The organism is Paraburkholderia sp. GAS206C (assembly GCF_050435645.1).
Lineage (GTDB): Bacteria > Pseudomonadota > Gammaproteobacteria > Burkholderiales > Burkholderiaceae > Paraburkholderia > Paraburkholderia phenazinium_B.
Genome location: NZ_JBNDKR010000005.1, coordinates 1 through 23,856, shown reverse-complemented (window position 1 = coordinate 23,856; position 23,856 = coordinate 1). Strand labels below are relative to the sequence as shown.

Annotated in this window: 19 protein-coding genes and 1 pseudogene; 12 read left to right on the top strand and 8 right to left on the bottom strand. The window is 61.4% G+C overall.

Annotated elements, in window-relative coordinates:
• Positions 1-76: 76 nt before the first annotated feature.
• Positions 77-3,214 carry an autotransporter outer membrane beta-barrel domain-containing protein gene (locus P3T20_RS14900; protein WP_429287178.1) on the bottom strand — a complete coding sequence of 1,046 codons (3,138 nt, stop codon included), beginning with the start codon at positions 3,212-3,214 and terminating at the stop codon, positions 77-79.
• On the opposite strand from P3T20_RS14900, the gene P3T20_RS14895 reads away from it, so the two are divergent.
• On the top strand, positions 3,189-3,599 hold the full coding sequence (locus tag P3T20_RS14895) for a hypothetical protein (protein ID WP_254368962.1): 411 nt from the start codon (positions 3,189-3,191) through the stop codon (positions 3,597-3,599). The genes P3T20_RS14900 and P3T20_RS14895 overlap by 26 nt on opposite strands.
• 190 nt (positions 3,600-3,789) lie before the next feature.
• Here P3T20_RS14895 and P3T20_RS14890 read toward each other — a convergent pair whose 3' ends face one another.
• Positions 3,790-4,761 (bottom strand): NAD(P)-dependent oxidoreductase, encoded by a 972-nt coding sequence (locus P3T20_RS14890; protein WP_302050864.1) that lies wholly within the window; start codon positions 4,759-4,761, stop codon positions 3,790-3,792.
• Positions 4,762-4,778: 17 nt separating this feature from the next.
• On the opposite strand from P3T20_RS14890, the gene P3T20_RS14885 reads away from it, so the two are divergent.
• A complete protein-coding gene (locus P3T20_RS14885; protein ID WP_074267260.1) occupies positions 4,779-5,654 on the top strand; it encodes a LysR substrate-binding domain-containing protein in 876 nt (291 codons plus the stop codon).
• Between the two features lie 60 nt (positions 5,655-5,714).
• Positions 5,715-7,256, top strand: a complete 1,542-nt coding sequence (locus P3T20_RS14880) for an FAD-dependent monooxygenase (RefSeq protein WP_074267261.1) — start codon at positions 5,715-5,717, stop codon at positions 7,254-7,256.
• 99 nt (positions 7,257-7,355) lie between these two features.
• On the opposite strand, the gene P3T20_RS14875 is transcribed toward P3T20_RS14880, so the two are convergent.
• Positions 7,356-7,871: a GNAT family N-acetyltransferase gene (locus P3T20_RS14875; RefSeq protein WP_167379432.1), complete on the bottom strand. Its 516-nt coding sequence runs from the start codon at positions 7,869-7,871 to the stop codon at positions 7,356-7,358.
• A 291-nt stretch (positions 7,872-8,162) separates the two neighbouring features.
• On the opposite strand from P3T20_RS14875, the gene P3T20_RS14870 reads away from it, so the two are divergent.
• Positions 8,163-8,804 (top strand): MAPEG family protein, encoded by a 642-nt coding sequence (locus P3T20_RS14870; RefSeq protein ID WP_074267263.1) that lies wholly within the window; start codon positions 8,163-8,165, stop codon positions 8,802-8,804.
• Between the two features lie 136 nt (positions 8,805-8,940).
• Here P3T20_RS14870 and P3T20_RS14865 read toward each other — a convergent pair whose 3' ends face one another.
• On the bottom strand, positions 8,941-10,695 hold the full coding sequence (locus P3T20_RS14865; protein WP_429287177.1) for a pyrrolo-quinoline quinone: 1,755 nt from the start codon (positions 10,693-10,695) through the stop codon (positions 8,941-8,943).
• A gap of 449 nt (positions 10,696-11,144) precedes the next feature.
• On the opposite strand from P3T20_RS14865, the gene P3T20_RS14860 reads away from it, so the two are divergent.
• On the top strand, positions 11,145-12,125 hold the full coding sequence (locus P3T20_RS14860) for a hypothetical protein (protein WP_074267265.1): 981 nt from the start codon (positions 11,145-11,147) through the stop codon (positions 12,123-12,125).
• A 51-nt stretch (positions 12,126-12,176) separates the two neighbouring features.
• Here P3T20_RS14860 and P3T20_RS14855 read toward each other — a convergent pair whose 3' ends face one another.
• The 3 genes from P3T20_RS14855 to P3T20_RS14845 all read right to left on the bottom strand — a co-directional run bounded on the left by P3T20_RS14855 (position 12,177) and on the right by P3T20_RS14845 (position 15,736).
• On the bottom strand, positions 12,177-12,659 hold the full coding sequence (locus P3T20_RS14855) for an SgcJ/EcaC family oxidoreductase (protein WP_074267266.1): 483 nt from the start codon (positions 12,657-12,659) through the stop codon (positions 12,177-12,179).
• 231 nt (positions 12,660-12,890) lie between these two features.
• Positions 12,891-14,258 (bottom strand): sigma-54-dependent transcriptional regulator, encoded by a 1,368-nt coding sequence (locus P3T20_RS14850; RefSeq protein ID WP_074267267.1) that lies wholly within the window; start codon positions 14,256-14,258, stop codon positions 12,891-12,893.
• A complete protein-coding gene (locus P3T20_RS14845; RefSeq protein ID WP_074267268.1) occupies positions 14,243-15,736 on the bottom strand; it encodes an ATP-binding protein in 1,494 nt (497 codons plus the stop codon). The genes P3T20_RS14850 and P3T20_RS14845 overlap by 16 nt, the downstream gene beginning before the upstream one ends.
• Before the next feature lie 232 nt (positions 15,737-15,968).
• On the opposite strand from P3T20_RS14845, the pseudogene P3T20_RS14840 reads away from it, so the two are divergent.
• Positions 15,969-16,161: pseudogene (locus tag P3T20_RS14840) on the top strand (MFS transporter); the annotation flags it as partial.
• Positions 16,162-16,188: 27 nt separating this feature from the next.
• On the opposite strand, the gene P3T20_RS14835 reads toward P3T20_RS14840, so the two are convergent.
• Complete coding sequence (locus P3T20_RS14835) at positions 16,189-16,578, bottom strand: hypothetical protein (protein WP_074267269.1); 390 nt, start codon at positions 16,576-16,578, stop codon at positions 16,189-16,191.
• Positions 16,579-17,031: 453 nt separating this feature from the next.
• Here P3T20_RS14835 and oxlT point away from each other — a divergent pair, with 453 nt between their 5' ends.
• From oxlT to P3T20_RS14805, 6 genes are all read left to right on the top strand, one after another.
• Positions 17,032-18,363: an oxalate/formate MFS antiporter gene (gene oxlT, locus P3T20_RS14830; RefSeq protein WP_074267270.1), complete on the top strand. Its 1,332-nt coding sequence runs from the start codon at positions 17,032-17,034 to the stop codon at positions 18,361-18,363.
• Between the two features lie 63 nt (positions 18,364-18,426).
• Positions 18,427-20,169, top strand: a complete 1,743-nt coding sequence (gene oxc / locus P3T20_RS14825; RefSeq protein WP_074267271.1) for an oxalyl-CoA decarboxylase — start codon at positions 18,427-18,429, stop codon at positions 20,167-20,169.
• Between the two features lie 26 nt (positions 20,170-20,195).
• Positions 20,196-21,446 carry a formyl-CoA transferase gene (gene frc / locus P3T20_RS14820; RefSeq protein WP_074267272.1) on the top strand — a complete coding sequence of 417 codons (1,251 nt, stop codon included), beginning with the start codon at positions 20,196-20,198 and terminating at the stop codon, positions 21,444-21,446.
• Positions 21,447-21,552: 106 nt separating this feature from the next.
• Complete coding sequence (locus P3T20_RS14815; RefSeq protein WP_074267273.1) at positions 21,553-21,984, top strand: PAS domain-containing protein; 432 nt, start codon at positions 21,553-21,555, stop codon at positions 21,982-21,984.
• Positions 21,985-22,447: 463 nt separating this feature from the next.
• On the top strand, positions 22,448-23,017 hold the full coding sequence (locus P3T20_RS14810; RefSeq protein WP_083611605.1) for a (2Fe-2S)-binding protein: 570 nt from the start codon (positions 22,448-22,450) through the stop codon (positions 23,015-23,017).
• The coding region (locus P3T20_RS14805) for an FAD binding domain-containing protein (protein WP_429287176.1) at positions 23,017-23,856 on the top strand (840 nt) is incomplete at its 3' end. The genes P3T20_RS14810 and P3T20_RS14805, both read left to right, overlap by 1 nt.

Here is a 23,856-nt window from a genome sequence, read left to right as displayed (position 1 = left end):
ACAGCTTCGCGCACGCCCCGACCGGCAGTCGCTGCCGGTCGGGGCGTGATCGCTTTTAAAGACCAGGGATGGCGTGCTACCAGGTCCAGCGAGCGCCGGCATTGCCGGTAATCGTGCGCTGATGTTGGCCACCGAGATTCGTGAGATAGCTGGCCGTCGCATACACGCTGCCATGCTTCGTCAGTTGCGCGACGAGCCCTGCGCCGATCTGACCGGCCGTCTGGCCGACCTGGGTGCCCAGTGTCGTCGTGCCGCTAAAAGTCGTCTCGTCGTCTGCGCCGAATGAGCGCAGCACGCTCACACGCAGGTAAGGCTTCCAGGCGATTCCGTTCGCATCGAATGCCCATTGCAGCCGTGCGCCAACCCGGGCGAGGAACGTGTTGCCGTTATTCCACGTCACGTCGGAGACTCCGTCGTTGAACCGGTCAAGCGACAGCCATTGCCACACCAGTTGCGCCTGAGGCTCCAGCGTCAGCCCGTAGCCCAACGCGATCGGCAGCCCCGCCTCGACCGAGCCCGTGAACGCGTTGCCGTCCGTCGAACCGCTCACGCCGTCGTTCGAAAGTGTGCGCACGGTCAGGGCGCTACCCATCATCACTGCGTCCGTGTACCAGCCGCCCGGACCCACGTGCGTCCAGTAGCCGCCCAGGTTGTACGCATTCACCTGCAGCGTACCGACGCCCAGATCCTGTTGGCCCAGTGCAAAGCCGTTCACGTCGCCTACCGCGCGCGAGAAGCCGAGGAAGAATCCATAGTGATTGCTGTGGCCGCTGGGGCTGTTGTCCGCGTATAGCTCCTGCCCGATCTGTATCCCCCATACCGTGCCGTCGAAGGACGGCGCCACGTCGCCTTTCTGCTGCAGGTCGCTGTAGCCGCCCCAGACACGCGCCCACGATGCTGGCGCCTGGCCGTTCCCGGTCAGTAGCCCCTGTTCGCCCTGGCGATCGTGGAACGTATCGATCTGCTCCAGCCCGAGTTGGCGGGCGACCGCCGGCGCTTCCGTGTACAGCGGCACTTCCTGCCGGTAGACCGGCACTTCTGCGGCGCCTGGGGCCGCAGCGGCGACGGCCTGCGCGATGGAGAGCGGCGTGCCCTCCGCGACGATGGGCGATGGGGGAGTTGGAGCCGGCTGACCGGGCTGACTCGGCTGATCCGGTTGCGATGCCAGCGGCTGCGGTTTCGGCGGCACCGTGTTGCGCAGATACCAACTGTCGCTCGTCCCCGTCGACGTACCGCCTTTCGCGAGGTAATACGTGTAGGCGCCCGCACTGACCGATCCACCGGACAGTGTGAAGGCGCTCGCGGCCGTCGTCGCGCCGTTGGCCGCCTGCACGACCTGGATTCCGTCTGTGGGAGTCAGCGCACCAGGGCCGCCGACATTCGTCACCTTCAGCGTGCTCGTGCCGCTTGCCGCGCCGCCGTTGATCACGAGCTTGTCCGACGCTGCGCCATCTCCGGCCAGATAGGTGTTTAGCGCGATCGTTGCATTCTGACCGACATAGTTGCCCGCGACCGTCAACGCATTGCCGATGCCGCTGCCACCGAGTTGCACGAGGCCCGCATTCGTCAGATTGCCGTTGATCTGGAAGTTGCCGGTCGAACCACTCGAAAGACTGCCGAGCGCATTCGCCACGGAAATCGTGCCGCTGTTCGTCACGTTGCCCGTCACGCTGCCGTAGCCGCCAAGCGTTGCGCCCGATGCGACCGTGACCGGGCCGCCGCCGGACAGCGCCGCCGATGAGCTCGTTCCGTCGCCGACGATAAGTGTGCCCGCATCCACATTCGTTCCGCCGGTATAACTGTTCGCACTGTTAAGCGTCAACGCGCCGGAGCCGAGCTTCGTCAGCGAGCCCGCGCCCGTGATGTTCTGCGTGATCGTCGAGTCGTAGCCTTGCGTGTCGATTGTGCCATTGTTCAAGGTGATCGAGAGAGCACGGCTCGACGCGAGATTAAACGCGCTGTCGAGCTGAAGCGTGCCGCCGTTGAACGTCAAGCCGCCGGATGACGCGCCAAGCGCATTGTCTGCCGCGACGGACAGGGTGCCTTGCGTGATGGTCGTGCCGCCCGAATAGGTGTTGCCACCCGACGCAGCCGGGGACAAACTCAGCGTGCCCGCGCCTGCCTTCTCCACTGCGCCCGCGCCGCCGATCAGTCCCGTGTAGGTGCCCGCGCTGTCCTGCTGAAAGCGCACAAGGCCGTTATCCGTCACGGAGAGTGGCAGGTTCGACGCATTGGCCTGCAGGGTCGCGCCGCTGTTGATCGTCGCGATAACCGATGCCGTCGTCGTGCCGAGCGTGCCTGTCAGGTTCAGCGTGCCGCTCTGCACGAGGGCGTTCGAAAACGTGCCGGTACCCGCCCAGGTCCACGCGTCGCCTGCCATCGTCAGGCTCTGGAAGTTGACGAATGCGTTCGACGCGGTGCCTGAGCCTTGCAGGTTGACGACGTTGGTACCGCCGCCGCCATCGGCCGTGCCGATGATCTGTGAGCCGGTCTGCAGGTTCAGAGTGACATTGCCGTTGCCGCCCTTGATCGCAGTGCCACCGCCTCCCTGGATCAGCCCGGCGTTCGTGATCGTCGTATTGCCGTTGGTCGAGCGTACGCCAATGCCGTTATTGCTGATGATCTGTCCACCCGTCTGGTTCGTGATCGTCGCTGTGAACGATGTACCGAGGGTGTTCGACACGACCGCGTCGACGCTTCCGCTGCTCGTCGCGGTACCCGTGGTCTGGATCTTGCCGCTGTTGATCAGCGTGTCGTTGTTGCCCTGCATGTAGACAGCCGGGCTGTCCTTGCCGCTCGAGGTCAGCGTGCCGCTGTTGTTGATCGTGCCGCTGCCGCCTAGCAGCGACGCGGCGCGCGCGTTGCTGCCCGTCGTGGAGACTGTCCCCGTGTTGGTGAGGGCGTTGCCCGAAGCGCCTGCGTTGCTTTGCCCCCACGCGGCTGTCATGCCATACGAATTGTTGCCCGTCGTCGTGATCTTGCCGTTGTTGATCAGCGCGTTGTTGTTGCCGTTCGCTGCGAGACCGTCGTTGTAGGCACCCGTCGTGGAGATCACGCCTGTCGTGCCGTTGGTGATCGTATTGCCGTTGTTCATGCCGATCAGTACCGCCCCGCGGTTCGCGACACCCGTGCCGTTGCCTGACAGGGAGAGCGTGCCGTTGTTGGTGATCGCGCTGGAGGAGTCAACCGTGAATGGCGTCGGCGTTCCCGGCAATGAGAAACTGCCGGTCGCCGTTGAATCGATGTTGATGGTGACGTTGGTGCTTCCCGTCGCGGCAACGACGGATGAGATGCCTGTGCCAGAGCAGGTAACGGTGGTATTACTGACCGGTGCTGTCGCCGAACAGGCTGCATCAGCGCCCACCGGCATCGCGCCGGTAAGGATTGCCATCCCGCCAAAGCCGAGACTCCACACGTTCCTTTGCATAATTTCGCCCGCTTTAAATGAGCGTTGTCGATGCAGACCGATGCGTGGCTTTGTTTATATCATCTATTTACAAAATATCAACAAGACTGGTCGAACTGGATTTCATAAAGAGTGCGAAAGAGACGCAATGAAAATGCATCAAAAGAAGCTATCTTTGTGCATGACAACATAATCAGGTAACCGAAATTATTACCGATACGAGACGACTTGGTGGAATGGGCGATTGCCTTACTGGCGCGCGATCAGGAGGGAGATCGGGAGAGAAACTAACGATGCCGTGCACACCCCTGCGCATGCCCGGTCATTGTGCGACGCCGCGTGCCTCAGAGCGGGTCCGTGCTTAAGGCGAAAACAAAAGAAGCTTATAGCGAACCACCTGCCGTACGCGCTTCGAATGCCCGGACAACGGCCGCCATGTCTTCCTCGCCAAAGCCCAAGGCTTCGGTTTCGCCATAGAGCGAGAAGCATGTTTCCATGAGCGGTGCTGCGACGGCCGCCTCGCGGGCCGCCTCGACGATCAGCCGACTGTTTTTCAGCACGTCGGAAATGCCGGCTTGACGAGCGAAGTCGCGCTGTACCAGCTTGGCGGCCTTGACTCGCGATACATCGCTCGCCATCGGGCCAGCACTGAGGATGGCAGCGAAACGCTCCATATCGAGACCATGGCGCTCGGCAAAATGTGCAGCTTCGGTCAGGCCGGTGACCATTGTGATCAGGAAGACGTTCACTGCGAGCTTCATGCGCAGGGCTGACGGCACCGGGCCGCACTCGAAACATTCCCGGCACATCGCAGCCATCAACGGGCGTACCGCAGCGACGTCCTCGTCATCCCCCGCGAGCATGGCGACAAGCTGTCCCGCTTCGGCCGGCTTGCGTGAACCCGAGACCGGCGCCTCCACATAGTGACCACCGGCTGCGCGGATGTCGGCCGCCAAGGCCTCCGAAAACCCCGGCGACACCGTCCCCATGGCGACCAGCCTGCGTCCTGCGACACGCGCAACAAATTCGGGCGTGCCTCGGCCGAGTACGGCATCGATGGCCGCACCGTCGGCCAGCATCAGGATGATCGTGTCGCACCTCGCGAACACGTCGGCGATGTTCTGCGCGACCGTCGCGCCAGCTCGCGACAGAGGTTCACACCGTTGCGCCGACCGGTTCCACACCATCAGCGGGATGCCGGCGCGCAGAAGATTGTTTGCCATCGGCTCGCCCATGGTGCCGATGCCGATGAAGCCAATTGCCTTCGATGTATTCATGGCCTGTTCCTTTTTTAGTTGCCCATGATTCTGATCAACGGCTACCATTTCGTCTAACGGATATATATGAAGTAACACTTCAAGGATTCAGATAGATGAGGCCACATTTCGATATCGAAGCGCTGCGTACCATGGTCGTCGGTACGGAACTGGGCAGCTTCGCGCGTGCGGCTGTTCAGCTCGGGCGGTCGCAATCAGCCGTCAGCATGCAGTTGAAACGCCTTGAGGAGCAGGCGGGCCACATCCTGTTCCAGCGCAACGGCCGCGGACTTGTGCCTACCGAGGCGGGTGAAACACTGCTCGCGTATGCGCGGCGGATCGTTGCCATGCATGACGAAGCCGGCGCGACGCTGGGTGCGACGGTTGCGGCGCCGGCTATCCGGCTGGGATTGCCGCAGGATTTCTTCGAGGACGTCATGCCCGATGCGATCGCCCGCTTTTCGAAATTGCAGCCGAACGTGCACGTCGAGGTCCGCGCAGGGCGCAACTATGCCTTGGAGGAAGAGGTTAGGGCGGGACGGCTCGATATTGCGCTCGCGTTTTCGGAAGCGGGGCGCTCGAGGGCGGGTGACCTGCTGGCATCCATGCCGATGTTCTGGTTCGGCCGGGAGGATGCCGCGGAGGTAGTGCGCGGGTATCAGGACGGTCTTCCGCTCGTGCTTTTCAATCACCCGTGTCTGTTTCGGCAGGCCGCCCTCCAGGCATTGGATGCGGCCGCGGTCCGCTGGCGTCTGTCTCTCACTACGCCAAGCCTGTCTGGCTTGTGGGCCGCGGTCCGCTTTGGCCTCGGTGTGACTGTCCGGACGATGCATGGCATTCCTGATGGAATACGACGGCTCGATTTTGGGCTACCGCGATTGCCGGCGCTTGAGCTGCGCATTCTCACCGGCACGGATATATCTCCTGCAGCGTCGGAATTCGTGAGCGTTCTCGAAACGGTCACTCGTAAAAGGCTGATAGCCAAGTCTTAGGTAGCGTATTGCTAGTTCCATTTTAGTTGGGCTTTCTTACCTTTAACGGAGGCCGCATCGATGTCCACTGTCATGATTGTCGGGGCGGGTCCAACCGGCTTGACCCTCGCCTGTGAGCTTGCCGTGCGAGGGATGCCGTTCCGGATCATCGATTCTGCCGAAGGTCCTTTCGCCGGTTCACGCGCCAAAGGTGTACAACCGCGCACGCTTGAAGTGTTCGACCGGCTGGGCATTGTCGATGAGATTGTGAGTTCAGGTCTTGTCGGCTTGCCCTATCGACAGTACACGGCCGATGGCGGTTTTCGCGACGTGCCGCGTCCCGTGCCGGCCCAACGGCCCGATGCGCCTTGGCCGTCATCCGTCCTGATCCCTCAGTGGCGCACCGAAGCCGCGCTACGCGGCCGCCTCGAAGCGCTCGGCGGCCGCGTTGAATTCGGAACGGCTCTCATCGACGCTGAAGTGGCCAACGACGTCGTGCGCGCGAGACTCCAGCACGCCGGAGGCACTGACGAAGTCGACGTGGCCTGGCTGGTGGGTTGCGACGGCGGGCGCAGCACCGTGCGGCACATCGCCAAGTTGGGTTTTCTCGGCGAGACGCATGAGGACATGCGCATGCTGGTCGGCGACCTGCATGTCGAAGGGGTAGACCGCGCACACTGGCACGTGTGGCGCCCTGAAGGCGGAGGTTTTCTTGCGATGGCGCCGCTGGCCGGCACCGACGGATTCCAGTTGCAGATCGCAATCGGTCCGAAGTCGCCCGATTCCCCCACCCTGGAGAACTTCCAGCAACTGGTCGAGCGCTACACGGGCCGCAGCGACATCCGCCTGTCGAGGCCCGACTGGACTTCGCTGTGGCGCGCGAATGTGCGCATGGTTGAGCGGTATCGTGCCGGGCGCATCCTGGTAGCCGGTGACGCAGCGCATGTGCATACACCTGCGGGCGGGCAAGGCATGAACACCGGGATACAGGACGCCTTCAACCTCGGCTGGAAGCTGGCGGCGGTGCAGCGGGGCGCCGACAGTGCGTTGCTCGACAGTTACGAGGCCGAGCGGTTGCCGGTAGCGCGACATGTACTCGAACTTTCGACGCGGCTGGCCGCCACGACGCTGTCTTCGAACACGCAGGGCCTTGTCGCTCCATCGGAGGACACGTCCCAACTCGGCATCAGCTATCGGGAGTCGACGCTTTCGCACGAACTACGCTCGGCACCCGGCAGCCTGCACGCTGGGGATCGTGCGCCAGATGCACCGGGTTTGGTCGATCGTGAGGGCAGGTCATTGCGGCTGTTCGATGTCTTCCGCGGACCACGGGCCACGGTGTTGGCGTTTGGCGAAGGGTGGGGGGCGGTGCTTGACGCAGGCCTCGCTGCTGCCCCCGACGCTGTTCACGCGGTCCGTGTGTTGTCGCCCGGCGCTTCGATGCCTGAGGACGGCGGCGTGCCGACGCTCGTGGATTCGCTCAACCACGCAAGCACGATCTGGGAACCCAGCACGGGAGCGATCTTCGTGGTGCGTCCAGATGGCGTGATCGGTTTTGCTGATGACCGGCGTGACCCTGTTGCACTTGTGACCTGGCTACGCCTGGCCGGATTGGCGCGATAAATCGGTGGCTGGCGCCCGAAGTCCAGCAGGCAAATCGGTGAACCGCCGACCCAGCGAACGACCGCCTGTTGCCGGCACCTGCCTGACCCGAGCGCAAACTCACGCTAGCTTCGAATAAATGCGCGTGTTTCGCAAACTGCCGTCCGATGCGCGCCGTTCCTGCCGCAACACGCCTTCCAGTTGCATTCCGATGCGTTCACAAACTCGAATGCTTCTTTCATTCAAGTCGTCGCAGATCGCTTCAACTCGCTTTGCGCCGAAATTGGCAAAAGCATAATTTGCCAGGCCGTTGGCGGCTTCACTGAACAGTCCGCGTCCCACATGCGATGACCTTCCCCAGAAGCCAAGTTCAAAAGCTGGAACAGTCCATCTTGGCCGGTGAAGACCGCCGCTGCCCACAACCATGCGCGACGTCTTGTCGATAAACAAAAACGGAAAGTCTTTTCCGGCCTGAAAATTTGCGGAGCCCGCCAGGCAAAACGACTCGGAGGTCTCGATTGATGGTGTTTCGAGCGCCCATGGCAACGACGCTGGAAAGCGCCTCAGTTCCGTCAGCGCGTCGACGACCGCGTCAAACAAGTCGGGACCGTCGCCAGACCGAGGACACCTGATCACGAGGCGGTCTGTTTCAAATGACGTAGGTAGAGTTGGAGAGGTCAATGTTGTCGAGGACGTCGGCGGAATGATGGTGCATTAAATTGTCGGTGATTGGGGTGGGCTTGTCGACGGTTGTGTGTGGCTATCTCTGCGACTGTCGGGCTGTACCTGCCGACATGCTATCGGTCGCATGCGACCCGAAAAGGTCTTGCGGGTTTGCCGAGACCCGACATTCAACGTGTTACCGTCCTCTCGACTGGCCTGTTATAGCCAACGACGTCACTGTTCGAAATACCAGGGGGAAAATCTATGACCGATCCGGCCCATGACCCGTCCAACTTTCGCCAGCAGCGCACAATAGGCATTGCTGGCATCGCGGCTGCCTCGCTTCTTGCCTCGGTACTCTGGTTTGGTATCGACTATCTGATGTCGCCCTTGCCGGGCATGGATAGTCTCGACGCCCGGATGCTGCTGACACTTAAGTGCTGGTGTGTTGCCGTGCTGTTCTGCCTGGTGACGGGTGTCGAAGCAGTGGCGCACGAGCGGTTGACCTCACCCGCGTTCGATCCGCTGGCGGGCTTCGAGACACGCAGGTTGCGCGTCAACCAACGATACCTGCAGAACACGGTAGAGCAGATCATCGTGTTTGCGGCGTCGCTTTTCGGTCTGGCCGCCTACTCTCCCGACGGTTCGGCGATGCGCGCGGTCGTAGCGACAACCGTGGTCTGGATCGCCGGGCGGGCCGCGTTCTGGGTCGGCTATCATCGCAGCGCGGCGCTTCGCGGGCTCGGTGCGCCGGGCATGGCGGTCAGCATGATCGTGCTGCTTTATGTCGCGAGCCGGTTTGGACGTGACATCGCAGGGACGGTGGGGGCGATTGTGCCGGTTGTTGTATTTTTCGCCATTGAAGCTGTGTTGTTTTGGGGGACGCGGCCAGTCGAAAATGATTGATTCAATAGATTCGGGTGATCCGGCTTGCTGAGGCTAACGCTGGGTGAGCGGCCTAAATAGTATTTCGATCAGGCTATGAGTTCTCACGAATAGAGATCACCTGGCGTGACGCCCGTGCACGCCTCGTCTCCCGCCATCAATTTAGCAAGCCGTAGACCGCAACGCCGTTCGTCGCACCTACATAAACTTTCCCATCCGCGATCATCGGTGTGATGAACTTGTTGCCCGGACCGAACTGATCCCGCGTGCCGGCCTGATTGCTGTTGTACAACTCGTGCGCGAGATTGGTGGCATCGTAGGCGTGCAACGCGCCGACTGTGCCGTTTTCCGCCGCCCACACAATACCGTTACTCGTACCGTTCGCGGAAATGGCCGGCGTGGCGCCGGGATAAGCGAACGTTGTCGGGCTTTGCGACGACGGCGTGGTGGCAAGCAACGCGTTGGTAACGGGCAGCGCCTTAAGCGCATCGGTCTGTCCTCCGTAATAAACCACATTGTTAAAATACGCCGGCGAACCCCAGATGCCGCCGGTCAACACACCGGTGATCTCCTGCCAGATGTTGTTGGTCGTTGAATTGAACTTGCCCATGTTGTCGCGATCCACCACGTAGATATGGGTATCCTTGCCCGCTCCGACAGCCAGATGCTTGACGGTTCCATCCGAGGCGGTTTGATCGGGCAGCAGCATCGCCCCACCCGAGCCGAAGTCGTTATCCGCAGCGGCCTGGGCCACGACGTCGTACATGGCAAAGTAATCGGTTGCGACCAGTGCAGGGGTGGCAGAGAGCTTGATAAATGCATCACCCAGATCGCCATCGACTGGAAATCCCTGTGCATTGAGCGTCGGGTTGAAGGTGCCGTTGCCGTCGATCAAATAGATGGACGTCCCATCCGATGCCATGCCCGAGCCCGCCATCCAGACCGATCCCTGGCTGCCGTTCGGGGTAACGGGCAGCGCTCCCGTTTGCTGCAACGTATCCTCGCTGTACGCCATGAGCCAACCGTTGTAGTTCCCGGACATGCAGTGGGCGGTCCAGCCCATGTAGATGGTGCCGTTGACCAACGTCAGTGCAGCGCGCACGGTGTGCAGGGAGGGCGTGAAGGTAAGGACGCCATTCGCACCTTCTGCGCCGCTTCCCGGATACGTCGCGGCGATTTCGGTCGGGCCGCCAAACAGTTCCGCACCTGTTGCAAGATCGATCGCGTGAAGGCGGTGATGGACGTTCCCGCTGGCGTCCGTGCTCATGGCCACGGCATATAGCGCGCCATTCGGACCGCGTGAGCGGTCGATGACCGGCGTCGAAGTGATACCAATCTCCGGTGTGATATCCGTGCAGCCCGGATCAGGACTCGAGGTTTCACCCGCAGCGGCCAGCGAGATCTGCCACAGCGCGTTACCGCTATCGGCGTCGTAAGCGTAGACGCTGTCGTGCTCTGTCACAACATAGACAACATTGTGCGCGGCCGTGCCGATCATAAGATTCGTTACGAATAGAGGCTGCGCGTCGACTTTGCCGTCCGCCGGCAGGAAGCGCAACTTGCCGAACGTCGTCGAGTTGACGTTGGCTAGCGTGAGCGTTGTTTCCGCAAGCATCTGACCGGTTCGCGCGAGGTCGTTGTGGTGCATGAGAACGTCGGTCGGGTAGGTTTGCGCAGTTGTCGGTGTCGAGCCAGTAGTTGTGCCCCCGGGTGTAGTCGTGCCCGGCGTACCAGGCGCAGAAGTGGTTCCGGAGGTACTGCCGGCGCTGCCCGAACCGGTGGCGCTCGGGCTGCTACCCGAACCGCCGCCGCACGATCCAATGCCCGAGGCGATTAGCAATCCGACGCAAATCTCCAATAGGTGACGCCAAAAAGTGGAAGAAAAAGCCGGCCTGCGTTGTAGAGATTTCATGGCGATTCTCCAGCGGCTTTTGAGCGGTCCACAGCACGTCATACCCACAGCGCGCAAGTGGCCACGGGGTTAATGTCAGACGAATGGCATTGCTGAACCACCCGCTGAATTCGCGAGGTCGGTGGACGCGCAGGACATTGTTCACACGTTTAGGTTCGGGTCAATCTACGACAGCCGCCGACGATGCACCCGCCAATACTTCGCAGCATTGAGACAGGCGTAGGTTTGCGAGCGTCCGAAAGGTAGCGTTGGATTAGCGCTGGCCTGCCGGTCCTGTAACTACTACCGGCCAAGGAAAGGATGAAAGACAGGCAACCGTCCTGTGCGCGCGGGACGACCGCTCGAGGTGAGCGAAAGTCGGCGACTTCCTGCCGCCCCCGGGCACGCGTGTTGCGCCCACTACGACACGGCGGCGAGACTGTCGCACCACGATTGCGGAGGAGCAAATCATGAGACAGACTGTTTTAGGCGTGTTCGATAGCTACGCTGACGCGCGCTCGGCACAACGGACATTGGGCGAGGCTGGCGTAGCCCAGGCCGATATTGCCATCTATGCCAAGTCAGATGACGCACCGGTCGAAAGTGGCCCGCGTGTTTATGCACCAGGCAGCGGCGATCTGCGGCATCACAACCCAGTGTTCGATCAACTCGAACAATTGTTTGCGCGGCTGTTCAAAAGCGGACAATATCCGCCGGAAACTGAGGATTACAGAGAATTGATCCGCCGAGGTGGAGCGATCGTCAGCGCCGACGTGTCCGAAATGCAAGTAGACCTGGCTCGCGATTTGATGCGCCGCACCGGCGCAGCCGACATCGAAGAGCGTGCCAAAGTATGGCGAAATGGTTCGATAGAGACGAGCGAGGAGCCTTCACCCGGGCGGCCCGTAACGCAGGGCGCTACCGATTATTCTTCGGCGGGCGGGAGGATGGTTGGCGGGATGCAGCAGGTAACGACTCGTACGGAGGGGCTCGGATCGACTGCGTCCGTGCAAAGCGGCCAGCAGCTGACGGGTGTACCCGACGTCGGGCTCGCCCGCCCGCCCGAGGATGCGTTCGCAGGCGTCAAATCTCCTCGTGCAGCGTACTCGCCCGAGGACAGCACGAGCGGGATAAAGACGGAGGAGACATTGGGGACGGGCCGTCTGGGCGATCCCGTCGCCGGCATTCCGATGGACGACACGCCTTATGTCGATGAACTGCGGGAAGAATACGACGCCCATTACGCGAGTACGGGTGCGTCATACGACGAATATCAGCGGGCCTACGCACACGGAGCCACGCTCGGAAAAGATGAGCGGTATCGCGGACATGATTGGCAAGGGGTGGAAGCGAACGCTCGCGAGGACTGGGAGTCGCGTTACCCGGAAAGCGGTTGGGAGCGATTCAAGGCTGCCGTGCGGCACGGCTGGGACCGGGTTACAGGCGGCTGATACGTTGTTCGGGACCGCGGCGAGCTGGGGACGGTAACAGGTTTACCCCTGTTACTGCTTCTCCGGCATGACCGATGAGTGATGACTTGTGATTAGCCATTGCGCTCCATCCCAGCGATAGGTGTAGGTGTAACGGGCTTGAACAACCACTCCCGTTCTTGCGAAGGTGAATGTGTAAAGCCCGGCATCTACAGCGGAATTGCACCCCAGCTCAATGTAGCGGAAGTCAATCTTTCCGGATGGACGATCCTGTAGAAAATGGCGGAAATAGTCCTCTTTCTCCGCCACCGTTAAGCGCGGCTTGTTGGATACCGTGGGGAGAAGAATGGACCGCTCCGCATAGTTGGCAACCACGGCGTGTGGATCACCGGTTTGCAGCGACTGATTCCATCGATCGAACAACGCCGCAATTTCTTGATCTGATGTGACCTTACAGCTTTCCGTATGCCCCGCCGCCGCATTGGTTGACATGCCTTGGTTCGCGACGCACCCGGCGAGCACGACCGCCAGGATAGCAATGGTAAATAGCTTCATGGCGGCACTTCTCCTGTCGGGCAGTGAGAGGAAGGCACAACGCTTGAAGTATGGTACGTCCCGTGTGCGTTAGCCACATCTGATTGATGGCTTGTGCCCGGTCGCTGGCGGGTGGCGACCGGCGACACGTTATGGGAAAAAGGGCCGTTCGAACGTTTTGATGAGTACCGGAACGAGCGTCGCTTTCTGGGCGATATGAACCGGACATCGGTGACGCATTGCCCAGCAATTTCAGCCCAGCTTGTACGCAGCCATCTTCGTATAGAGCGACTGGCGGCTAATGCCGAGACGCCGCGCGGCTTCAGCGCGATTGCCGGCAGCGAGTCGCAACGCGCGTTCGATCGAGGCTCGCTCCAGGCGTTCAATGGCTTCAGGCAGCGGCAAATCGAGCAGCGCGCCGGGCAGATCGCTGGCCGCGATCTGCGGTGCGGTTAGAAACGCGAGGTCGTCGTCGGTGGCAAGCGGGCCGCGCGCGAGTGCGGCGACACGCTCCATCGCGTTTTTCAGCTCGCGCACGTTGCCCGGCCACGTATGCGCGAGCAGACGTCGCTCGGCGCTCGCACCGAGCGTGCGCGAGATTCCGGAGCGCTGCGCGGCGAGCGCCAGAAAATGCGCGGCGAGCGCAAGGATATCGTCGGGGCGTTCGCGCAACGGCGGCAGATGAATCGGGATCACGTTGAGCCGGTAGAACAGATCCTCGCGGAATCGCCCCGCGGCGACTTCGGCACCGAGGTCGCGATGCGTCGCCGCAACGATCCGTACGTCGATCGGCGTGTTGAGGTTGCTTCCGAGCGGCGTCAACACGCGCTCCTGAATTACCCGCAGCAGTTTCGCTTGCATCGGCAAAGGCAGATCCCCAATCTCGTCGAGAAACAGCGTGCCGCCGTTCGCCTCGACGAAGCGGCCGACGCGTTGCATTTGCGCTCCCGTGAACGCCCCTTTCGCGTGACCGAAGAGTTCGCTCTCGAGCAGTTCAGTGGGAATGGCCGCGCAATTTATCGCAACGAAGGGACGCAGGCGGCGCGCCGACGCGTCGTGCAGGACGCGCGCCGCCACCTCCTTGCCTGTGCCGGTTTCGCCACTGATCAGCACAGTCGAATCCGTGGCGGCAGCACGGCCGATCTGCTTTTGCGCGTCGCGTAATGCATCGCTGCTGCCTAGCAGGCGCGGCGCGGTGTCGTCGCCCCACGCCTCGTCAGACGCAACCTGGGTGGCGGTGAACGAGCTTTGATTCGATGCTGCAATCTTGCGCAGCAGCTCAGCAATTGCGTCACGTCCCACCGGTTTGGTCAGGTGTTCGAATGCACCGAGACGCATCGCGTGAATGGTATTGTCGCTGGTGGCGAATGCGGTCAGCACGACAACCGGCAGGGTCTTGCGCTCGGGCATGGCGCGCAACTGTTCGAGCAGCTCGATGCCGCTCATATCCGTCATCCTGAAGTCGAGGAATGCGCAGTCGATAGGCACGCCGCTCGTGAAACACTCGAGTGCCTGGCGGCCTCCGCTTGCCTCGATGACGGTATGGCCCAGATCGCCAAGGGTTTCGGCGAGACTCTCGCGGAACGCGTCATCGTCGTCGACGATCAGGATGTGCGGCATGGCAGCTCGATCACAAAACAGGCGCCGCGTGGACGCACGGCATAGAAGGCGCGGCCGCCATGCGCCACGGCAATTTCCCGCACCACGGCGAGACCCAGCCCCGAGCCGGTGGCGTGGCCGGTCACGAATGGCTCAAAGATGCGCTCGCGCTCGGCGGGTGGCACGCCCGGTCCGTCGTCGGCGACTTCGATGCTCAAGGTATCCGCATGCTGCGCCGCGCGCAACATGACGTGGCCCCCAGCGGGTGTATGGCGCAGTGCGTTTAGAATCAGATTGTCGATAGCGCGTGCCAGTTGCGCCGCGTCGAAACGCGCCTCGTGCGGCAGGTCCTTATTCTCGTCAAGGACGAGCGCGATGCCGGCCTGCGTCGCGGCATCGAGATACAGCTCGATGCGCTCAGCCAGCCATTCGCGCAACACGACCGGTTGCGCGTCGATGCGGACCGGCTGCGTGAGCGCAAGCAAACCGGCCAGCTGCGTTTCCACGCGCTGAATCTGTTCGAGGATCGACGCAAGCGCGCGGTGCTGGCGCTGTGCGTCTCCAGCCAGCGCGTTTTCTGCTTTGAGCCGCATCGCGCCGATCGGATTACGGATCTCGTGAGCGATTTGCGCCGCCAGCCGGCCGAGCGCGGCAAACCGTTCGGCGCCCGCAAGCTTCCTGTCGAGGTCGCCCGTCCGATGTTGCAGTGCCGTGGTGCGCGTACCGTAAGCGTTAAATGCGGCGACGATCTTGTCCAGGTCCGGCTCGCCGGTGGGCTCGATCGGAGTGAAAGGCGCGTGCAGATCCGCTGGCTCGCTCAGGCTCTTCTCGACGCGGGCAAGATTGCCGCGCCAACGGCGCAGCAGTATGCCCAACGCAATCGCAATTCCGATGATTACAGCGAGCAGGACAGCAAGCGCGGTGACGAGGGTCTTGCCATACGGGCCGAGCGGCGGCCGCACGCGTGTGAGCGTCCACGCGAGCAGGCCGGCGCGATGCGGCACGGGACAGGCCGAAACGATGACAGCGTCCTGCCGTCCTTCGACAAACCCGGACGCTGCCTGGCCGCCCGTCACCCCACGCAGCGTGCGCAGAATCAACGGCGTTTCGGCTTCCGGAATATCTCGCTTGATGCCGCTGCCCTCGTAGGTCGGAAAAGCGTAGGCGTCGAACGTGCCACGCGCGCTGTCCGTCGGACGCCAGAAGCCGCCTTCGACGCCTGGCATCTGCGCGAGCACCACGTCAAGAATCGCATGCATCAGGTCTGTGTTCGGCGCGCCTTGCGCATCGGAGCTTCGGTCTAAGGAAAAGTCATAGCGGGAGGCGACTGCCTCGCAACCGGCCTGCGCCTGTTGACGCGCAACGCCGATCTGCCGCTCCAGATTGCCTTGCGCCATGAACCAGACGAGGCCGATGAGGAGCGCGCACATCACCGCAACCAGCAGCCAGAAAACCACGAGTTGGCTGGCGAACGAGAGACGACGTCGGGTTGCGGGCATAAGCCGGTAGCGAAAGGGAGGACTTCAAGAGTAGCAAAAAACCGGCCACGCAAAGCGGGGAGGATGAGCCACGCCGGCTGACAGGGCAAACGTCACGGCGCTCTCGGGCACCACTTACTGTCGACTCTGCGGACAGCGGCTGTCCAGTAACGCGACACCTGCTGACGTGGGCCCGTGCGCAAGGTTGGCCGGGAATGGCATCGGCGGGTGGAATGGGGGTTGCACAAGTGCCGGCACTGGGCGTGTCAATGCCGGACAAGGCGTCGTGATAACAGTGCAGGCGGCGGGCGCCGCGTTGAGCCCGGCGCCCGGCGCCTGGCGGTTTGCTCGCGCGTCACTTTGGCTATCCCGCGCCCTTCATCGCCCTTGGGGCGATTTCAACCGGCTCGCCTGTGTTGTGGCTCTACTGCGGTGCAGGGCTCAGATACTTCCATCGTGGAGCGGCACCGCCTCTAAACACCAGCCAGCGCCGGCAGCTCGACCTCGTACGACACGCGCGCGTGCCGGCTGTTCATCTGCGGCTGACGTGTCACGTGATTCAGAGGCGGTGCACTTTCGACGTGCATCGGTAGGCGCGCTGGACGGCGAGCTTTTTTCTTCTCGAGAATGGCCTGGCTCAGAAATACGGCGCTATACGCTTTCAGCAAGTGCGGATGGTGCGCTTCGATGTACGTAGCAATTTGCGCCTGCTCATCGTCGATCCGGGCTAGTGACGCCAGCGTGCTCGCGTCCCAACGGAAGCGCAGGCCGAGTTCATCGAATGCGCTGTTATAGGCGCACAGTTGCGCCTCGACTTCCGCATCATGCGCGCTCTCGCGAACATCGAACTGGGAGGGGTTCATGGTCGTCTCCTTGAGGAATAGGCACGACCAAGAATAGGCTGGCGCATCAATAAACAATAATTAAAGTTATTTGGATAAACGATAACTCATTGCTTATGTGTCGGCTCCCGGCACAGCAGCAACCAAATTCGGTGCCTGGACAGTCGCGTTGCCTTTCTCACAAGCCCACAGCCAGCGGCCGCAAACCCATCCATTAGGTATGCCTAATACAAACCATAAAATGTTTTAACTTTCACTTATTGTTGTTCTCGCGCAGCATCCCTCAGACGCGCTCTACGCCAAACACCTTCCCAGTTGTCGTTTCGATCGACGGTAAGGGTTTTCGTTAGCGCAATTTCGTCTGGCCGACCATTGGCGCTTCATTGCCCACAGGCAAACGGGCCATGAAGCGATTCGATCACGTAGGTCCAACGCGCCGTTCGAGCGCGACGGAATATACAGGAGACGAAAGACATGGGACATTCCAACGTACCCGGAGGAAGCCGCACGGCCTTCTGGCATCACCGCTGGATGCAACTGGCGATCGGCGTCGTGTGCATGGGGCTTGTCGCGAATCTGCAATATGCGTGGACACTGTTCGTCGTACCGATGGACAACGCCCACCATTGGGGCCAGGCGGCAATCCAGACCGCGTTCACAATCTTCATCGTCACCGAAACCTGGCTTGTGCCCGTCGAGGGTTGGCTCGTCGACAAGTTCGGGCCGCGCCCGGTTGTGATCGGCGGCTCGCTGTGTGCGGCGCTCGGCTGGATCATCGACGCGCATGCGAGCAGTCTCGCCGAGCTATACGCCGCGGCAGTGATCGCCGGCATCGGTGCGGGCTGCGTGTACGGCACCTGCGTCGGCACGGCACTCAAATGGTTTCCGGACAAGCGCGGTCTCGCAGCCGGTTTGACCGCGGCAGGTTTCGGCGCCGGCGCGGCTGTCACCGTAATCCCAATCGCCAACATGATCCAGCGCTCAGGCTACGAGCACACGTTCATGTTCTTCGGCATTTTCCAGGGCGTCTGCATTCTGCTGCTCGCCACCATGCTGGTACGGCCGAAGCCACCCGCAACCGCGGTCGCAACCAGACGCGTGGTCGCAAGCAAGATCGACTACACGCCCGGCGAGATGATCCGCTCGCCGCTCTTCTGGGTGCTGTATCTCATGTTCGTGTTCGTCGCGGCCGGCGGCATCATTGCGACCGCGCAGCTTGGGCCCATCGCGAAGGAATACGGCTTCGCCAAACTGCCGGTGAATCTGCTGGGCATCACGCTGCCGCTGCTCACGATGACGCTGTCGATCGACAACTTGTGCAACGGCTTCACGCGTCCGTTGTGCGGTTTTCTGTCGGACCGCATTGGCCGCGAAAACACGATGTTCATGATCTTTCTCGGCGAAGGTCTCGCGCTGCTGGGACTCATGCAGTTCGGCCATAACCCCTACGCATTCATGTTCTTCGCCGCTGCCGTGTTCCTGTGTTGGGGCGAGATCTTCTCGATCTTCCCGGCAACCTGCGCGGATACGTTCGGCAGCAAATACGCCGCGGCTAATGCGGGAACGCTCTATACCGCGAAAGGTACCGCGTCGATGCTGGTGCCGATCGCGTCGGTGCTGTCGGCAAACGGCGGCTGGAGCACGGTGTTCATTTCGGCGGCAGTGATCTCGATCACAGCGGCTGTGTCCGCGAAGTTCATCCTCGCCCCGATGAGAAAGCGCTGGATTGAAAATTCTGGCGCGACGGCCGGTGTGGTCATCGCCGAAGCACGACTGCAGCCATCGCCTGGCGGTTCACCTAAATAAACCACGACGTGAGCGCGCCCTCACGACGAATCCCACAAAGCCCCGTGACCAAGGAGACATATCATGGCAGAAGCCGATAGGCCCGCAACAGAAGCGACCCCGAAGCAGGAGATAGCCCAGACGACCGATGGATTTCATCTCGTCATCGACGCGCTGAAACTGAACGACATCAGCACCATCTTCGGCCTTGTCGGTATCCCGATTACCGACCTGGCGCGGCTGGCGCAAGCGGAAGGGATGCGTTTCATCGGCTTTCGTCACGAACAGCACGCGGGTAACGCAGCGGCCATTAGCGGCTTCATGACGCAGAAGCCGGGCATCTGTCTGACGGTGTCGGCACCGGGCTTTCTCAACGGCCTCACGGCGCTCGCCAACGCGACCACCAACTGCTTCCCGATGATCCTGATCAGCGGCTCGAGCGAGCGCGAAATCGTCGATCTGCAGCAGGGCGATTACGAAGAAATGGATCAGTTGAACGCGGCCAAGCCGTACGCGAAGGCCGCATATCGCGTGCTGCATGCCGAAGACATCGGCATCGGTGTGGCGCGTGCGATTCGTGCTGCGGTGTCGGGCCGCCCTGGTGGCGTGTATCTGGACTTGCCAGCCAAGCTGCTCGCGCAAACGCTGGACGCCGTGAAGGCGCAGCAGTCGCTGGTCAAAGTGGTCGACGCCGCGCCACGTCAACTGCCGGCGCCGGAATCGGTCAAGCGTGCAATCGACGTATTGAAGAGCGCGAAGCGTCCACTGATCCTGCTCGGCAAGGGGGCAGCGTATGCGCAGGCTGACGCGGAGATCCGCGCGTTCGTCGAGCAAAGTGGCATTCCATATCTGCCGATGTCGATGGCCAAGGGCCTGTTGCCCGATACGCACGAGCAATCGGCGTCGGCGGCGCGCTCGTTCGTGCTGCAGGAAGCGGATGTCGTCGTGCTGATCGGCGCGCGTTTGAACTGGCTGCTCTCGCATGGCAAGGGTAAAACGTGGGGCGCAGAGCCGAAGAAGTTTGTTCAGGTTGATATTTCGCCGACCGAGATCGACAGCAACGTCGCGATTACCGCGCCGGTGATCGGCGATATCGGCTCGTGCGTGGCGGCATTGAGAGCAGGCCTCGAGGCGGGATTTTCGAAGCCGAGCGACGAATGGACCGGCGCGATCGCCGAGCGCAAGAGCAAGAACCTTGCAAAGATGGCTGCCACGCTCGACAAGAACCCGTCGCCGATGAATTTCCACAGTGCGCTGCGCGCGATCCGCGATGTACTGAAGACGCGCCCGGACATCAACGTCGTCAACGAGGGCGCGAATACGCTCGACTACGCGCGCAGCATCATCGACATGTACGAGCCGCGCAAACGCTTCGACTCGGGCACGTGGGGAATCATGGGCATCGGCATGGGCTTCGCGATAGGCGCGGCGGTGACGAGTGGCAAACCGGTTGTCGCGATCGAAGGTGACAGCGCGTTCGGTTTCAGCGGCATGGAACTCGAAACCATCTGCCGTTATGACTTGCCTGTTTGCACGATCGTATTCAACAACAACGGCGTGTATCGCGGTACCGACGTGAACCCGACGGGCGGCAAGGACGTCGCGCCGACCGTGTTCGTGAAGGGCGCACGCTACGACAAGATGATCGAGGCATTTGGCGGTGTCGGCCACCACGCGACCACGCCGGAAGAACTGACCAAGGCGCTGCTTGAAGCAATCGCATCGGGCAAGCCGACCTTGATCAATGCCGTCATTGATGAAGCGGCGGGGACCGAAAGCGGCCGCCTGACCAATCTGAATCCGCAAAGCGCGGCAATGAAAAAGTGATCCAGAGTAACTACGGAGATACCAAAGTGACCAAACCTCTCGAAGGCATCAAGATCATCGACTTCACCCATGTTCAGGCTGGCCCGGCGTGCACCCAGTTGCTCGCGTGGTTCGGCGCCGACGTGATCAAGGTTGAACGACCGGGTTCGGGCGACGTGACGCGCAATCAGTTGCGCGACATCCCCGACGCCGACGCGCTGTACTTCACGATGCTCAACAGCAACAAGAAGTCGCTGACGTTGGACACGAAAAAGCCCGAAGGCAAGGAAGTACTCGAAAGACTGATTCGCGAATCAGACGTGCTAGTCGAAAATTTTGGGCCGGGCGCGTTGGACCGGATGGGCTTTTCGTGGGAACGCCTGAACGAACTCAATCCGAAGATGATCGTTGCTTCGGTGAAGGGCTTCAGCGACGGCCATCACTACGACGACCTGAAGGTCTACGAAAACGTCGCGCAATGCGCAGGTGGTGCGGCATCCACCACCGGCTTCTGGGACGGTCCGCCGACCATCAGCGCCGCGGCACTCGGCGACAGCAACACCGGCATGCATCTGGCAATCGGCATTCTGACCGCGCTGCTGGGGCGCGACAAAACCGGTAAAGGCCAGAAGGTCGCGGTGTCGATGCAAGACAGCGTGCTGAACCTGTGCCGCGTGAAGTTGCGGGACCAGCAGCGGCTGGAGCGCGTGGGCTATCTCGAGGAATATCCGCAGTATCCGCACGGCGAATTCAGCGACGTCGTGCCGCGTGGCGGCAACGCAGGCGGCGGTGGTCAGCCGGGCTGGGTGCTCAAGTGCAAGGGCTGGGAAACGGATCCGAACGCGTACATTTACTTTACGATCCAGGGCCATGCGTGGGAGCCGATCTGCAAGGCACTCGGCAAACCCGAATGGATCGATGATCCGGCCTACAAGACTGCCGAAGCACGTCAACCGCATATCTTCGAGATCTTCGGAACCATCGAAGCCTGGCTGGCCGACAAGACCAAATTCGAAGCGGTCGACATCTTGCGCAAGTTCGACATTCCGTGCGCGCCGGTGCTGACGATGAAAGAACTCGCCAACGATCCGTCGTTGCGCGCGAGCGGCACGATCGTCGAAGTACCGCACAAGAAACGCGGCTCGTATCTGACGGTCGGCAGTCCGATCAAGTTCTCGGATATGAAGCCGGAAGTCACCGCGTCCCCCTTGCTCGGTGAGCACACGGAGGAAGTACTGGCGAGCCTTGGCTACAGCAAGCAGGACATCTTCAACCTGCGCGAAGTCAAAGCGGTTTAACGGTGCAAGGCAGGCCCATTTTGTATGGTTGGGCCTGCAGATACGGCGTCCCTGGTGGCGCCGTATCCGATTCAAGGGTCTGCGGTTTTACGTTGGGGGGAGCGCTATGCAAACAGCTATCGACTTTCAGCAACTCGTCAATGCAATCGGCGACGCGATTATCATTTCCGATGCCGGCGGCAGCATCACATTGTGGAACCCCGCGGCCGAACGCATGTTCGGCTTTACGCAAAGCGAAGCGCTGGGAAACTCACTGGACCTGATCATTCCGGAACGCTTGCGCGGCCGCCATTGGGACGGCTATCACAAGACCATGGCAACGGGCGAAACCCGCTATGGCAACGACGTACTGCGCGTTCCCGCCACGCACAAGGACGGGCGGGCACTGTCGATTGCGTTTACGGTTGCGTTGCTGCATTCGCCGCAGAATGAGCTTACCGGTATCGTTGCAGTGATCCGTGACGAAACCAGCCGCTTTCAGGAGGATCGCTTGCTGCGCAAGCGCCTTGCGGAACTGGAAGGGGGCGTGGGTGCGTGAGTGGAGACTCGGGAGATTGCGGGGGCATGTAGAAATGCTGGGGAACCGGCTATACCCGTTGCGCCATCATCTATTGGAATCGGTACGTGTTTTCGACGATATCATCATATTGTTAGCTGGCAGTCCAATGCGAAATCCTCTTCTGGCGGCGGTCCCTCTTCTTACCGCAATCGGTTTGCGCTACCACCATCGTCGTTCATAGGTCTGACTTAAGGGATCGGATACGACTGACCGACGAATCAGGTTACAAGCCGCACGGAGTCCTCACAATATCGGCATCCAAACATCAAAGATTCGCTGCCATACGTTCTGCGCGAATTCTTGCAAACCGACGATGGGCATCTATAATTTTTGGACCGAGCAGATTCTGCCGGTCCTGTCTGTGTTGACTGAAGCCTCATACCGCCAGACTTAGGACGGAGTGAGGCATCCTCGTAAAGACGAGCGTTTGCCGAGGCCTGTCATGAACAACGATTCGTTGACCGCCGTTGCCGGTCCCGCGACAGACGGCGAGACAATCACGGCGAATGGGCAGCCTGATCCAGAAATGGAAACGCGGTTTGCCCCACGCAGGTGGACGCACGTCCAGATCAATGGCGTTGAGCATTCCGTCAACGTGGAAGCAAGGACGACCCTTTTGGATCTGTTGCGCGAACAGGTGCAGTTGACAGGCGCAAAAAAGGGCTGCAACCGCGGAGAATGCGGCGCTTGCACGGTGTTGATGGATAACCGGCGCGTCAATGCCTGCCTCGTGCTCGCAGTCAGTGCCGATGGCAAGAAAATCACCACGATAGAGGGATTAGCGAGTGATGGGGTGCTGCATCCCGTCCAGCAGGCCTTCATTGAGCACGATGCCTTCCAGTGTGGTTTTTGTACCTGTGGCCAGATCATGTCCGCTGTGGGCTGCATTGCCGAGGGACACACCGGTTCCAACGCTGAAATTCGCGAATGGATGAGCGGTAATATCTGTCGCTGTTCTGCGTATCCGCAGATCGCGGCGGCTGTCGAGGCTGCCGCGAAGGAGATGGGCTGATGCGCGACTTTAGCTATGCCTGCGCGACGACGCGGGCCGACGCCCTGACGCTCGCCCAACTGCCCGACGCGGCGGTGCTGGCGGGTGGGACGGAGCTCCTCAACTGGTTCCGCATCGGGATTACCAAACCTGAACGGGTCGTCGATATCAGCCGTGTGCCTGAAATGGATCGCATCGAAGCGTTACCATGCGGGGGGCTGCGGATCGGCGCACTTGCCAGGCTTAACGATGTGGCGCAACACGAACGGGTCCGCAACGCTTATCCCGTCCTGTCGCAGGCGATTCTGAAATCGGCCTCTGCCCAGTTGCGCAATCTTGCGACTATCGGCGGCAATCCCCTGCAACGTGTACGCTGCGCCTACTTCCGTGCCGATGCGCCCACACCGTGCAACAAGCGAGTGGCGGGCTCGGGCTGCGCAGCATTGCACGGCCTGAACGAAAGGCACGCGATCTTCGGCTGGACCGACGAGTGTGTGGCGGTGCAGCCCTCCGACCCGGCGGTGGCGCTCGCTGCACTGGATGCGGTGATCGTAACCGAGGATGCGCAAGGCAGCGGCCGGCGCATTCCCGCACGCAGCTTCCATGTGCTGCCCGACGAAAATCCATCCGCACACACCGTGTTGCGTCATGGCGAACTGATCACCAGTATCGAATTAGGTGGGCCAGCGCCGAAATCTGCATATTTGAAGATTCGGGAGCGGGAGAGTTATGAGTACGCCATCGTGTCCGCGGCGGTAACGCTCCAACTGGACGGCGACGTGATCAACAAGGCGCGCGTTGCTTTGGGGTCCGTAGCAATGCGCCCCTGGCGTCTCGACGAGACAGAGCGACTGCTAGTC

What these genes read in the sequence shown, in the direction of transcription:
- P3T20_RS14885 (WP_074267260.1), top strand. Translation starts at nt 4,779, where the DNA reads ATGAGGCCACATTTCGATATCGAAGCGCTGCGTACCATGGTCGTCGGT.
- P3T20_RS14850 (WP_074267267.1), bottom strand. Translation starts at nt 14,258, where the DNA reads ATGCCGCACATCCTGATCGTCGACGACGATGACGCGTTCCGCGAGAGT.
- P3T20_RS14810 (WP_083611605.1), top strand. Translation starts at nt 22,448, where the DNA reads ATGAACAACGATTCGTTGACCGCCGTTGCCGGTCCCGCGACAGACGGC.
- P3T20_RS14835 (WP_074267269.1), bottom strand. Translation starts at nt 16,578, where the DNA reads ATGAACCCCTCCCAGTTCGATGTTCGCGAGAGCGCGCATGATGCGGAA.
- oxlT (WP_074267270.1), top strand. Translation starts at nt 17,032, where the DNA reads ATGGGACATTCCAACGTACCCGGAGGAAGCCGCACGGCCTTCTGGCAT.
- P3T20_RS14815 (WP_074267273.1), top strand. Translation starts at nt 21,553, where the DNA reads ATGCAAACAGCTATCGACTTTCAGCAACTCGTCAATGCAATCGGCGAC.
- P3T20_RS14865 (WP_429287177.1), bottom strand. Translation starts at nt 10,695, where the DNA reads ATGAAATCTCTACAACGCAGGCCGGCTTTTTCTTCCACTTTTTGGCGT.
- P3T20_RS14880 (WP_074267261.1), top strand. Translation starts at nt 5,715, where the DNA reads ATGTCCACTGTCATGATTGTCGGGGCGGGTCCAACCGGCTTGACCCTC.
- P3T20_RS14860 (WP_074267265.1), top strand. Translation starts at nt 11,145, where the DNA reads ATGAGACAGACTGTTTTAGGCGTGTTCGATAGCTACGCTGACGCGCGC.
- P3T20_RS14845 (WP_074267268.1), bottom strand. Translation starts at nt 15,736, where the DNA reads ATGCCCGCAACCCGACGTCGTCTCTCGTTCGCCAGCCAACTCGTGGTT.
- P3T20_RS14870 (WP_074267263.1), top strand. Translation starts at nt 8,163, where the DNA reads ATGACCGATCCGGCCCATGACCCGTCCAACTTTCGCCAGCAGCGCACA.
- oxc (WP_074267271.1), top strand. Translation starts at nt 18,427, where the DNA reads ATGGCAGAAGCCGATAGGCCCGCAACAGAAGCGACCCCGAAGCAGGAG.
- P3T20_RS14855 (WP_074267266.1), bottom strand. Translation starts at nt 12,659, where the DNA reads ATGAAGCTATTTACCATTGCTATCCTGGCGGTCGTGCTCGCCGGGTGC.